Raw genomic sequence first — 13,134 nt, forward strand, 5'->3', positions numbered from 1 at the left:
CAGTCATAAAAAAATCTTTAGAACGCAACAGAGTTCTTTGAGAGACAATTATTTTGCCATACTATTTGCCTGATAAATTATAACTTCTTACTGAAAATAATTGTCTGTCTGATGTGTTGCTCTAAAGCTTTTTTTCCGACCATGTTTCATAATATATAGTATAAATAGACAATGAACCGTTTTGTCGTTCAGGAACATCACGCAAGTCATCTGCACTGGGACTTCAGGCTTGAAAAAGAAGGAGTCCTTAAGAGCTGGGCTGTGCCAAAAGGCTGTCCTGAAGAAAAAGGAATTAAACGGCTTGCAATTCAGGTGGAAGACCACGAGCTCAGCTACATAGACTTTGAAGGGACCATCCCCGAAGGACTTTATGGAGCAGGCACAGTGAAAATCTGGGATAAGGGAACCTATACATTAGAGTCTGAATCGGAAAAGACTATTGTCTTTGAACTGAAAGGCAATCGCCTCAAAGGCAAATACAGCCTCGTGCATCTGAAAGACAAACAGTGGCTTTTGATAAAGCTATAAAAATATAGTTCAAATTTGTTTAATGTTGTTTAAAATAGTTCAATATTGAACAAGTTTGAACAATCTTTGCCATGACTCCTGAGGAACTTCTTAAAAAAGGTTTAAGCGAATTAGGGTTATCATGCGCTGACAGGCAGATAAACGCCTTCATGACCCTGCTTTCCGAATTAAAAAAATGGAACAAGGCATATAATCTCACCGCCTTAAAAACCGATGACGACATCATCATCAAACACTTCCTTGACTCCCTGCTTTATTTAAAAGCATTCTCCGAACTCCGAACTCTGAACTCCGAACTCAGCGTAGCTGACGCCGGAAGCGGCGCAGGTTTTCCTGGAATACCAATTAAGATTATCCGCCCAGAGATAAAAATTACGCTGATTGAATCCTCCAGAAAAAAAACCGCCTTTCTCAGGCACATAATCAGACTGCTCAAGTTAGAAAACATCAGCGTTCTTGAACAGAGGCTTGAAAATTTAGGCGCAGAATACGGGAAAGCCTTTGATATAATTGTCTCAAGGGCGACATTCAAAGCTGCTGACTTCCTTAAAACAGCTTGTCCTTATGTCAAAGACAACGGCAGGCTTGTGTTAAGCAAGGGACCGGGAGCATCAGAAGAAATAAAAGGTATTGAGTCAGTTCAAAAAATCCTGAAACTGAAACTCCCGCTTGCCGGAGACGAGAGAAACCTGATAATACTTAAATGCAGTAGTCGCTAATAGTGCTTACAAAACATGTAAATGATATCATAAATAAACGTCATTCCCCGACTTGATCGGGGAATCCAGAACCTTTTAAAAAACTGGATCCTCCGGTCAAGCCGGAGGATGACAGGTTTTTTTACCTTCACTTGACCCCTTGAATCCTTGACCCCTCGAACCCTGTCTTAATAGCATCCGCAATCCTTGCAACCCGGACCATAGCCTTTACGTCATGAACCCTGATTATGTTTGCGCCGTTAAAAATGCCTATGGCAGTTGCCGACGCAGTGCCCTCAAGCCTTTCATCTGCGGGCAAACCGCCGAGCAGACTGCCGATAAAAGATTTTCTTGAGGGGCCTAAAAGAATCGGTTTTTCAAAACCTGAAAATTCATTCAGCCTTCTTATGATTTCAAGATTATGCTCCACAGTCTTGCCAAAGCCAATGCCCGGGTCAATGATAATTTTGTCATCAGCAATTCCAGCGCTCCTTGCAATCTCAATCCCCTCATGCAGGTAATCAACTATTTCAGGGATGAAGGAAGTATACGTTGGATTCTTCTGCATATTGAGGGGCGTGCCTTTGATGTGCATTATGCAGACAGGGACTTTATTCTTGGCAATGACTGAAGGCATTTTGCGGTCAAACCTTAACCCGCTTATGTCATTGACCATAGATGCGCCCGCAAAAAGCGCCGCCTTTGCAACCTCTGATTTATAGGTATCAATTGAGACAGGTATTTTGATTTTTTTTGTAATCGCCTCAATCACAGGGACCACGCGTTTTATTTCTTCTTTTGCGGAAATCTTTTCAGCGCCCGGTCTTGTAGATTCGCCTCCAACATCTATAATATCAGCCCCTTCCTCTTCCATCTTTAAAGCCTGCTCAATTGCTTTTGCCTTGTCAAAATACAACCCGCCGTCGGAAAACGAATCAGGCGTGACATTGAGAATGCCCATGACATACGTGCGCTTAGTAAAATCAAATTTGTAGTTTCTCCAGATGAGTTTCATGGCTTAGATTTTTATTGCATTACAAATTTAAGATTAACTTTTGACTTTAATGGGGTTATACTACTGTCTTCTGCACGGCGTTTGTATCGGTTTCAGCCCCTGCGTCAGGGCTATGGATTATCCCGTCTATCTCCGCTCCGTCAAGGGTCTCTTTTTCAAGCAGTGCATGGGAAATTTTTTCAAGAAGCGCGCTGTTTCCTGACAGGAGATTTTTTGAATACTCATACTGCTCTATAACAATCCTCTTTACCTCCTCGTCAATATCCTCGGCTGTTTTTTCAGAATAATCCTTGTGCCTTGCAATTTCCCTTCCGAGGAATATCTGCTCCTCCTTTTTGCCGAATGTTAACGGTCCTAATTTATCGCTCATGCCCCATTCAGTGACCATCTTCCTTGCCAGATTAGTAGCCCTTTCAAGGTCATTTCCTGCGCCGGTCGTCATGTAGCCGAGCGCAATTTCCTCTGCCGCCCTTCCGCCGAGAAGCACTGAAAGCGCCTTTAAGAGATATTCTTTGGGATATGTGTACCTGTCGTCAATCGGGAGCTGCTGCGTAACGCCGAGCGCCATGCCCCTCGGTATTATGCTCACCTTGTGAATAGGGTCTGTGCCTGTTGTCAGTTTGGCAATAAGGGTATGCCCTGCCTCATGATATGCCGTATTGCGTTTTTCCGTCTCAGACAGTATCATGCTCTTTCTCTCGGCTCCCATCATGACTTTGTCCTTTGCGTTTTCAAAGTCCTTCATTTCCACCTTGCTCTTGGACTGCCGCGCAGCCAGAAGCGCCGCTTCATTAACCAGATTTGCAAGGTCTGCGCCTGAGAATCCGGGCGTTCCCCTCGCAAGAACCTCAAGGTTTACATTGTCGGCAAGAGGAATTTTCTTTGCATGAACCTTTACAATCTCATGCCTGCCCCTTACGTCAGGCTGCGGTACAACAACCTGTCTGTCAAAACGCCCGGGTCTAAGGAGCGCAGGGTCCAGCACATCAGGCCTGTTTGTTGCGGCAAGGACTATTATGCCTTCATTGGGGTCAAACCCGTCCATCTCAACAAGGAGCTGGTTTAAGGTCTGCTCGCGTTCATCATGGCCTCCGCCGAGACCTGCCCCGCGGTGGCGTCCTACGGCGTCTATTTCATCTATGAACATTATGCAAGGCGCGCTTTTCTTTGCCTGCTCAAAAAGGTCCCTTACGCGCGAGGCGCCGACGCCTACAAACATCTCAACAAAATCCGAGCCGCTTATTGAGAAAAACGGCACGCCTGCCTCGCCTGCAATGGCCCTCGCAAGCAGGGTCTTGCCTGTGCCCGGAGCGCCGACAAGTAAAACGCCCTTGGGAATTTTCCCGCCTAACTTTTGGAATTTCTGCGGGTCCTTTAAAAAATCAATTATCTCCTGCACCTCTGCCTTTGCCTCGTCAATGCCCGCCACATCAGCAAAGGTGACCTTCACGGATTTTTCTGAAATTAATTTTGCCTTGCTTTTGCCAAAAGACAGCGCCCTGTTGCCGCCCATCTGCATCTGGCGCATAAAGAATATCCATAAGAGGAAGATGAGAATAATAGGCCCGAAATTCAGAAATACGCTTACATACCACGGGCTCTGCTCGGGTTTTGCCGTAATCTTTACTCCCGTTGCCTGTAGTTCCTTGACAAGGTCAGGATAATCAACAGCATAAGTCCTGAATTTTTTCCCGTCTTTCAGAGTGCCTGTGATTAAATTTTCAGGTTTTTGTATGACAACCTCGGCAACTTCGCCGTTTTTGATTTTTGTCATGAAATCAGAAAATATGACTTCCTGCTCAACCTTTGGCGCCTTTAAAAGGTTGAATGCCATGATCATCAGCACACCAAATAAAACCCATATGACTACACTTTTATACATTTAATGTCTCCATTGGTTAAATTAACATATTATTGCCTGTTTTACAAACAATGAGAGATGAGAATCAATTTTCAGGCAGGCTTATTCCTTGGATAAAATCTTCATGAAGATATCAACTATCTTTGGGTCAAACTGCGTTCCTGAACAGCGTTTAAGCTCTTCAATTGCAAATTCCTTGCCCGGCGACGGCCTGTATGGCCTATCAGCCGTCATTGAGTCAAACGTGTCTGCAACAGAGAGTATCCTTGCGCATAAAGGTATATCCTCACCCCGCAGTCCTTCAGGGTAGCCTTTGCCGTCATATCTCTCATGATGGTAAAGGACGCCGAGAATAACATCCTGAAGCTGTTTTATGGGTTTGAGTATTTCTGCTCCCTTCTCAGTGTGCTTTTGCACGAGCTCGCGTTCAGCATCCGTAAGCTTGTCCTCCTTATCAAGAAGCATGTCGTATGTGCCTATCTTTCCAATATCATGCAGCAGCCCGCAGAGTTTTATGTGATTTATTTCCTTGTCCTTTAGCCCCATCTCCTTTGCAATTTCAATCGCATATTTTGTAACCCTCTCTGAATGACCCTTGGTCCATGGAGACTTGGCGTCAATTGCAGATGCAAGGGTGGTTATCGTGTTAATCAGAAGCTGCTGAACGTCTTCATAGAGCCTTGCATTTTCAAGGGCGACTGTAATCTGGGATGCTATCTGCTCTGCCGTTGTCAGATGCGCGGGAGTCAGTCTTCCGTAATATGTTGAGCCTATATCAAGAATGCCTATGACATCGCCCTTGCTGATGAGCGGAATTATGAGGGATGATTTAATCCCTATGGCTATCTGCTCTTTGTGATATAAGCAGTCAATTTTATCCTCTGAAAGATTGGGGATAAACAAAGAACTCCGCCGCTGATTGATAATCCCGAAATGAGACCTTTTTATATCATAGGTTTTGTTCTGAAATTCACCCATTCCCCATTCTGAGATTATCCTGAAGTTATCCCCTTCTTTAAAAAGGACTGCCGCCCTTTCACACGGTATTACCCTGCTCGTGAGGGCGGTGGCTGCCCTTAAAATGCCCGCCTTGTCAATATTGGACAGTATCTCCCTGTCAAGCTGCGCCATTGTCTTAATTGTTTCAATCTTATTTGAAAGCTCCATCAGCCTCTCATTAGACTCTTTGTAAAGTTTGCTGTTCTGAAGGGCAATACCCAGTCCGTCTGCAAGCCCTTTTAAGAGTGCGACATCTTTAGCATATATCTTAGGATTTCTGTACTCCCCAGCTATAACGCCGCCTATTCTTGCCCTGAAAGAGATGGGCGACAGAACAACACTCCCGAGATTAAGCGCATGAGCAATTTCCTTGCTTATAAACTCTCCGTCCTTTGCATTATCTATTATTATTGGTTCACCCCTGACAAATTTGTTTATTGCAGGGATATTGTCTTCCTTAAAGGTCTTTGCCATTAACATGTTCTCTTCAAACGGGCTGAAGCCATACCCGCCGGCAAATGTAAAGCCCCTTAGCTCCTCGTCATAAATCAAAATGCCGAGCCTGTCAAATCCAAGATACTGCGGAGTAAGGTTCAGAACATTTTTTACAAGCTCTTTTTCATCAAGGCTGGTATTTAAAGTCTCAACCAGATGGAAAAGAGAGCGGGATATTTCAGCCTCGTTCTTTATCTCGTCATAGAGCTCGGCTAATTTCCTTTCAGACTGCTTCTGTGCGCTGATATCCTCAAATGTTCCAAGCACGCCTATGACATTCCCCTCTTTATCATGCAGGGGGACTTTGCTTGTCCTCACCCAGAGCATGGCTCCATCAGACAGTTTCAACGGCTCTTCATAATTAATTCTTGAGGTGTTTGTCTCCATGACACTTTTATCATCAGCGTGGTAAATCTCCGCGTTTTCCTTCCACGAGAGTTCAAAGTCGTTCTTGCCGATTATTTCACTCGGGTCTTTTAAGCCGGCCTCAAGCGAACAGGATTTGTTGCAGCCCAAGTAAGAAGATTTACGGTCTTTCCAAAAAACCCTCTGCGGTATGTTATCCAGCACCAGTTGGAGCATCTGCTGTGAGCTGTACAGCTCGCTTTCTATCCGTTTGCGTTGGGTGATGTCATGCACAAGTCCTACGGCATGCCATTCATTTTTAATTTTAACTGCAGAGGCAGAAAACTCTATTTTAAATTCAGTCCCATTTTTCCTTATAGCTGAAAGCTTAACGGTTTTCCCGATAATAAGTCCTTCTCCTGTTGTCCTGAATCGCTCAAAGTCTTTCATAACCTCTTCATGATATTCCCGTGGAGCAAGAAAAAAATGCAGTTCTTTCCCGACAGCTTCCTGCTGTGTATAACCGAACATTTTCTCGGCGGCAGAGTTCCAGTAGGTGATACGCCCCTGATTATCCATAACAATGATGCCGTCAACCGCAGTCTCTGTTATTGCACGGAATCTTTCCTCGCTTTCAGACAATGATTTCACGGCCTGAGCCAAAGCGCGCAGTGGAAAAATCTTCAGAATAACAAATGACGCTGAACCTGCTGCAAGCCCTAAGATGCACAACAGCAAGCTCTTTATCAGCACAGAACGCATAGACATGCTGACGTCAATCCTCGCCACAACCATTCCCGCATCGTAAAGATCGTGCGAGCGTGTAATAACCGGCGCTTCCGGCTTAATCAGGTTGGATGCAATAACGCTTCCGTTAGGGAAAATAATGCTGTGCCCCGTCTTTTTGCCCGGCAGGAGGCGGGTGGATAACACTTCATCAAGCCTGTGATGCTCATATTTCCAAAGTTCAGGATTTTCATTGATTATCTTGGTGGCAAAATAAGCAAGGGCTTCTGCCTTGGTCTCAAGGATTGCAGCCTGAGCCTGATAGCTTATGACAAGATATCCGAGAGGAGGAATAACAGCAATCATTACCGACAGGACAAGCGCAAGTATAGTTGTTATTTTAGTTGAATCGCCGCCTATGCCCTTCATTTCTTTTCTATAACAAGATGCCCTGTATTCTTGAGAATCGTTCTGCCTTCCTTTGTATTTATAAAATCAATAAAGCCTTTTGCAGCCGGAGAGATTTTCGGACCGGTTACCCTGAGCCAATACTTTTTTCAGAGTCTTGTCCATTTCAGGAGACATGCCTTTAAGCAAAATTGAATCCATATCGCCCTCAGGGCGCAGCACTACATGGATAGGCGTGCCGTCAGGCCAGTTTTTAATCTCACCCGCATATATTTTTGCAAAATCCTGCAAGGTAAAATTAATCCCTTTTGTCTTATGAGCAGTCACAAAGACAAAAGGCGTCCGCGCACATTCAAATGCCGTTATCCCTTCCTTAGCCTCATCTGTCTTAAGCGGTCTGCCGCTCAAACCGATGTCAATAGCGCCTTCAGTAACTGCCTTGATTCCTCCGCCGCTGCCGAGGCTTGGGACGATGATAATATTTACATCAGGATGCTTCTTCTGAAATGCATGTGCCATCTCATTCATGGGGCCCAATGCGCTGCCGGTGCCGCCGATTTTGATTATCCCCTTATAATCTTCCGCGTAAAGATATCCTCCTGACAGCGTCAGACCGAGCATGATTAAAGCAAAGATAATTGATTGCGCATTGACGGCTGACTTCATACGTAGCCCTTCAAATAATTTCATAAATTATCCTCCGTGAACTCAGTATAATGCCTTGTTGAAATAAAGGAGCCAATTTGTTGAGCGGGAAATTCAATATTGCTGCAGGTTCTTAAAAAAAACATATTTAGTATTATAATATAAAAAATAAATTACTGCAAAAATTTGGGGGCTTAGGTCTGCAATAGAAGAACTGGCGTGCCGGATAACTGCCTGAATAATTATTATACCGTCCGGAAAATTTCTTCGTACCCTGTCGGCGGGTCTGCAACTTCCAGCCAGAAGTTTTGTGTCAGGTTGTGCAAAGGTGAAAAGGCCCACTTTACCTTGCAATTCAGACATAATTCCTTGCCTGAATCAGGCTGAAACTTCACATTAACCGTTTCACCGGGAGTTAAATTTAATGATTTACTGGCAGGAAATGCCTTAACAAATATTATATTATCACTGGAGAGATTTTCTATGAAACCTGTGGCAGCAACGCTGTCCGATGAAAGCTCTGCCTTAAAACTGACTATCTTCTTAGACAGCGGGCACATAATTACCTCGCTAAGTAACCGGTTAATAATGTCTTCAACCTTTACCTTAAAGACTTATACCACATTACACGCCTCTTTACAAGAAAAAAAATTAGCCGTATACTTTCTTTAAAGCAATTTCAACGCAACCAATAAAAGAAGAGGCGAAGATATGACACCACAGAGGGCACGGAGGACTCTGTGTTCTCAAGAAAAATTTCCATTATAAAAAAGATGGGATAAAACGACTAAATAATTTAGAGGGCACAGAGGGGAGGGAATAAAACGCGTTTTCCCTTATTGATATTTAATGTTTTCTCTGTGTTCTCTGTGGTTAAGTTTTGACAATACGAACCATTTTAAAGGAGGTCTTTATGAAAACCAGATACTATTTAATTCCACTTCTTGCGGTCTTATTAATCACAGGGTGCGTATCATCGGGAAAATACAAGGCAAGCCTTGCAGAAATTGATAACTTTAAAAAAGATGTCTCAAGCCTTGAAGACAAACTCAAGGCTAAAGAGTCGGAAAAGGCAATGCTTGAAGGAGTGTTAGCCGCACTTAAAACAAACAGCGCCGCTTTAGAGGAAAAACTCAAGGTTATAGAGGCTGAAAAGAAAAAACTTGAGGAAGACCTTGTCCTTCTTAAAAATGAATGCGACGACCTGTCTGCAAAAAAGAAAGCTCTTGAAGGTGAAAATGCAAACCTTAACCGCCTGCTTGAGGCAAAAAAAGACGAGCTTACAAAAGAAGTAGTCTCCCTTAAAGAGAAACTCTCAGGGAGCGAGCATCAGGTAGAGGAACTTAAAACCGGAGTCAGGGCAAAGGAGTCGCAGGTCTCTGAGATAAAGGGTGAAACTGAAAACCTCAGAAATGAAATCCGGTCAAAGGATATGCAGGTGGCTGAACTAAGAACCGCAATTGAGGGGCTTTCAAAGGAAAAAAGCAAGGCGATAGAGGAAAAGGAAAAGGCTATTGCTGAATTCAGAAAGACCCATGACAGCCTTGTCTCTGAACTGAACACTGAGATAAAAAAAGGCGAGATAGCGATTACCCAGTTGAGGGATAAACTGTCTGTGAACATGGTGGATAAGGTGCTGTTTGATTCAGGAAGCGCAGAAGTAAAAAAAGAAGGCAAGCAGGTGCTTAAGAGGGTCGGCGATATCCTCAAGAAAGTCGCTGACAAACAGATAAAAGTTGAAGGACATACTGACAATGTGCCCATAAGCCAGAAACTCATGGTAAAATTCCCCTCAAACTGGGAGCTTTCTTCAGCAAGGGCCACCAATGTGGCAAAATACCTTCAGGACAGCGCAGGCCTTGACCCGAAACTGCTCACAGTAGCAGGTTATTCCGAGTACAGGCCGATTGAATCCAATGACACTCTTGAAGGCAGGGCAAAAAACCGGAGGATAGAGATAGTCCTTATCCCGCTTGATATTGATAGGATAACAAAGGGGCCGTAAGGCTGTTTGCCGTATGAGCTAAATCATACACCGGGGTTATTTCTCTGTGCCATAATAGTATCAAAAGGAGCGGCAGAATGCTTTTAAAAGAAGGCTGCCCCGGCAGCACTGAGATAAAACAGCCCAAGCCTGAAGACATCAAGTGCAAACACTGCGGCAAGGCCGTTGAAATATGGACTGATGAAGTTGAGACAAAGTGCAAGCACTGCGGCAAAGCAGTCACCCGCATCCTGGGTCCCACATGCCTTGAGTGGTGCGCCTTTGCAAAAGAATGCGTCGGCGAGGAAAAGTATAAGAGGCTGATGAAGAAATAGTTCAAATTTGTTTAAATAGTTTAAGGTCGTTTAATTTTGAACGCTGACGTTTTTTCTTAAGCGATTTGAACTTGTTGAACGAATTAAACAATATTGAACTAAATATTTAAAATATCTGCTTCATCCCCCGTTCCCGGGCAAAATTTCTGATTATCATAAGCGCGCTGTGAAGGCGCTGAAGCTTCATGTTCCTCACTCTGATGGCGGCCACGTCATTATACGGAAACTTCTCCCCTTTTATTTCAGTCTGGACCCTTATGATATTCAGGCAAAGCTCTTTCAATGACTCGGAGCCAAGGGGCTTCAGAAATAACGGATTTACAATAACGTATCCGTCTGCAATATCCCTTGCAACGGCAAGAATGCTTTTCCCTCTGATGTCTGTCATAGACTTAGCCTATTCCTTTTTTGGACTTGTTTTTAAAATCCTTGAAGCCAGTATGCCCACCTCATAAAGCAGGATTATGGGAACTGCCATCAATATTTGGTTAAATGCATCAGGCGTAGGCGTAAGAAGCGCTGCAGCCACAAACGCCAGCAGCACTGCATACTTTCTGTTTTTTGCGAGCGTGTCGGTTCCGACAATTCCCATCCTGGTGAGAAAAACCAGAACCACCGGCAGCTCAAAGATTACGCCGAAGGCAAGGATAAATTTCAGGCAGAAATCCACATAACTGCCCACTGACAGCATTGGTTTAAGGTTCTCGGTTTTGTAAGTTATTAAAAAGTTCATAGCAAACGGAAGTACTAACAAAAAACAGAATAATGCACCGGCTAAAAATAGAAACGTAACAGTTATTACAAACGGAAGTACATATTTTTTTTCCTTTGCCTTAAGCCCCGGACTGATAAACTTCCAGAGCTCGTAAAAAATAACCGGCAGGGCTATGATTATCCCGCAGACCATTGCAACCTTTAGATGCATCCAGAAGGCCTCGGCAGGCGCAAGGAATACAAGCTGTCTCTGCGCGTCTGAAACTGTTTCAAATGTGATAAAGGGGTTTGAAAAGGAAAACTTTATCGTGTTGTGAAGCGGAAATATCAATAAATAAAAAAGTTTTTCTGAGTAGGAAAAGCAGACGCCAAAGCCGATGCCTGCCGCAATCAGAGACACGATAAGTCTTTTTCTAAGCTCGCCAAGGTGCTCTGTCAGGGGCATTTTATCCATGGCTGTCATCTGCTGTTTTTTCTTTATTTTCTTCCGGCTTCACTGTTTCAGGTTTCTGACCGCCGGATTCTGATTTCTGTCCTTCTTTTTCTCCGGGCATGGCTTCTTCCTGTGATGCGGCGGCATAAATTGATTCGGAAATTTCCTTTGACAGGTCTTTCCCTACACGCTGTGTTTCATCACTTGCCTCAGCCATAGATTCCTTCACCCCGTGAAGCGCTGTCCTCAGCTCCCTGATTCCCCTGCCCAATGTCTTGCTTAAGTCAGGAAGTTTTTTGGGGCCAAAGACCAAAAGTGCGACTACGAATATTACTATTAATTCCTGAAGTCCGAGATCAAACATAATCTCCTGATTATTTATGATGATTTATGTTTAAAAAAGTTCCATCTGCTCTGTCTTTTCCTCAGGTGAAAAAACAGGGTATTTGTTGTCAAAGCATGCTGTGCAGTATTCCGACGGGTTGGGCACTACTTTAAGCAATCCTTCAAGACTCAGATAACTCAGGCTGTCAGCAGTAGTGTATTTTCTTATTTCATCAATAGTGTGCGTTGCAGCTATAAGCTCCTTTCTTATCGGGGTGTCAATGCCGTAAAAACAAGGTCCTATGGAAGGAGGCGAGCTGATCCTTAAATGCACTTCACTGGCGCCCCCGCCTTCTTTTATCATCTTGACAATCTTTTTGCTTGTCGTGCCCCTTACGATTGAATCGTCAATAACCAGCACCCTCTTGCCCTCAAGAAGCTGTCTTACCGGGTTTAATTTCAGTTTTACGCCAAAATGCCTTATGGCCTGCTGAGGCTCTATGAAAGTGCGTCCGACATAGTGATTCCTTATTAAGCCGAATTCAAAAGGGATCTTGCTTTCCTCGGCATATCCGATAGCGGCAGGCACGCCTGAGTCAGGCACCGGGATGACAAGGTCTGCGTCAACAGGGTTTTCCCTTGCAAGCTGTCTGCCGAGTTCTTTTCTTATCTGGTTTACATTAAGATTTCCAAATATGTAACTGTCAGGCTTTGAAAAATAGATGAACTCAAAAATGCAGAATGAATGTCTCGGCGCATGCAAAGGCTTAAAGGACTTTAAACCGTCCTTATTTATGATTACCATCTCGCCGGGCTCTATGTCCCTTATATATTTTGCGCCGATAAGGTCAAATGCGCAGGTCTCTGATGCAACAACATAGGCTCCATCATGTTTTGCAATGCTCAGCGGTCTGAACCCGTATGGGTCTCTTACAGCAATAAGTTCACTCTCGGTCATCAGAAGCAGGCTGTACGCTCCGTAGAGCCTTCCAACTGCGTCAGTAAGGCGTTCATAAAGTCCGCCTGCCCTTGAGCTTGCAATCAGGTGGACAATGACTTCGCTGTCAGATGTTGACTGAAATATTGCGCCCTGTTCTTCCAGCTCTTTCCTGAGTTCAAGGGCATTCACCAGATTGCCGTTATGCGCAATTGCCAGAGAGCCGAGGGAAAAATTCACCATTATCGGCTGGACATTTTTTAAAACGCTTGACCCTGCGGTTGAATAACGGTTATGTCCTATGGCAATATCGCCGGGAAGGCGCTTCAGGCGCTTCTCAGAGAAGATGTCAGCCACAAGCCCCATGGATTTTTCAATGTATAAATGTTTTCTGTCAGAGGAGCAGATGCCGGCGCCCTCCTGCCCCCTGTGCTGAAGCGCATGCAGTCCGAGATAAGCCATGTTTGCCGCTTCGGCATGACCGAATATCCCGAAAACCCCGCATTCATCGTGGAATTTGTCTAAAGGCAGTATCAATTCCTCTCAAACTCCTCCCTGGTGTATGGCTGAAACACAATAATATAACATTTTCCGGCATTTTCAGGGGGATAATTTTAAATTTTTTAACCACAGAGCACAGAGGAAAAATTCATTTTAAATTTAGTCCAGGATTGTCGGGACAAATTT

Annotated in this window: 13 protein-coding genes; 4 read left to right on the plus strand and 9 right to left on the minus strand. The window is 44.2% G+C overall.

Annotation, left to right across the window (positions count from 1 at the left end):
- The first annotated feature begins 171 nt into the window (after window positions 1-171).
- The gene (locus tag HZA10_09485; GenBank protein ID MBI5196542.1) at window positions 172-528 is read left to right on the plus strand and encodes a hypothetical protein; all 357 of its coding nucleotides are present in this window, start codon (window positions 172-174) and stop codon (window positions 526-528) included.
- A 71-nt stretch (window positions 529-599) separates the two neighbouring features.
- Window positions 600-1,247 carry a 16S rRNA (guanine(527)-N(7))-methyltransferase RsmG gene (gene rsmG, locus HZA10_09490; GenBank protein ID MBI5196543.1) on the plus strand — a complete coding sequence of 216 codons (648 nt, stop codon included), beginning with the start codon at window positions 600-602 and terminating at the stop codon, window positions 1,245-1,247.
- Window positions 1,248-1,374: 127 nt separating this feature from the next.
- On the opposite strand, the gene folP is transcribed toward rsmG, so the two are convergent.
- The 5 genes from folP to HZA10_09515 form a co-directional block, all read right to left on the minus strand.
- Window positions 1,375-2,241 (minus strand): dihydropteroate synthase, encoded by an 867-nt coding sequence (gene folP / locus HZA10_09495; GenBank protein ID MBI5196544.1) that lies wholly within the window; start codon window positions 2,239-2,241, stop codon window positions 1,375-1,377.
- A gap of 55 nt (window positions 2,242-2,296) precedes the next feature.
- Window positions 2,297-4,123 (minus strand): ATP-dependent metallopeptidase FtsH/Yme1/Tma family protein, encoded by a 1,827-nt coding sequence (locus HZA10_09500; GenBank protein ID MBI5196545.1) that lies wholly within the window; start codon window positions 4,121-4,123, stop codon window positions 2,297-2,299.
- A gap of 81 nt (window positions 4,124-4,204) precedes the next feature.
- The gene (locus HZA10_09505; protein MBI5196546.1) at window positions 4,205-7,096 is read right to left on the minus strand and encodes a PAS domain S-box protein; all 2,892 of its coding nucleotides are present in this window, start codon (window positions 7,094-7,096) and stop codon (window positions 4,205-4,207) included.
- 66 nt (window positions 7,097-7,162) lie between these two features.
- Window positions 7,163-7,765, minus strand: coding sequence for a substrate-binding domain-containing protein (locus HZA10_09510; protein ID MBI5196547.1), 603 nt, complete (start codon window positions 7,763-7,765; stop codon window positions 7,163-7,165).
- Between the two features lie 200 nt (window positions 7,766-7,965).
- Window positions 7,966-8,280: a hypothetical protein gene (locus HZA10_09515; GenBank protein ID MBI5196548.1), complete on the minus strand. Its 315-nt coding sequence runs from the start codon at window positions 8,278-8,280 to the stop codon at window positions 7,966-7,968.
- 353 nt (window positions 8,281-8,633) lie between these two features.
- Between HZA10_09515 and HZA10_09520 the strand changes: the two genes are divergently transcribed.
- Window positions 8,634-9,725 carry an OmpA family protein gene (locus HZA10_09520; protein ID MBI5196549.1) on the plus strand — a complete coding sequence of 364 codons (1,092 nt, stop codon included), beginning with the start codon at window positions 8,634-8,636 and terminating at the stop codon, window positions 9,723-9,725.
- 77 nt (window positions 9,726-9,802) lie between these two features.
- Window positions 9,803-10,039 (plus strand): hypothetical protein, encoded by a 237-nt coding sequence (locus HZA10_09525; GenBank protein ID MBI5196550.1) that lies wholly within the window; start codon window positions 9,803-9,805, stop codon window positions 10,037-10,039.
- Window positions 10,040-10,145: 106 nt separating this feature from the next.
- Here HZA10_09525 and HZA10_09530 read toward each other — a convergent pair whose 3' ends face one another.
- The 4 genes from HZA10_09530 to HZA10_09545 are packed head-to-tail and all read right to left on the minus strand — an operon-like array spanning window position 10,146 to window position 12,978.
- Entirely contained in the window at window positions 10,146-10,427 is a 282-nt protein-coding gene (locus tag HZA10_09530) for a hypothetical protein (protein MBI5196551.1), read from the minus strand.
- Between the two features lie 9 nt (window positions 10,428-10,436).
- Entirely contained in the window at window positions 10,437-11,207 is a 771-nt protein-coding gene (gene tatC / locus HZA10_09535; GenBank protein MBI5196552.1) for a twin-arginine translocase subunit TatC, read from the minus strand.
- Window positions 11,200-11,550 (minus strand): twin-arginine translocase TatA/TatE family subunit, encoded by a 351-nt coding sequence (locus HZA10_09540; protein MBI5196553.1) that lies wholly within the window; start codon window positions 11,548-11,550, stop codon window positions 11,200-11,202. Before HZA10_09540 ends, tatC begins: the two co-directional genes overlap by 8 nt.
- 30 nt (window positions 11,551-11,580) lie before the next feature.
- Entirely contained in the window at window positions 11,581-12,978 is a 1,398-nt protein-coding gene (locus HZA10_09545) for an amidophosphoribosyltransferase (protein ID MBI5196554.1), read from the minus strand.
- Between the last annotated feature and the right edge of the window lie 156 nt (window positions 12,979-13,134).

This window comes from Nitrospirota bacterium, from assembly GCA_016212185.1.
Lineage (GTDB): Bacteria > Nitrospirota > Thermodesulfovibrionia > UBA6902 > DSMQ01 > JACRGX01.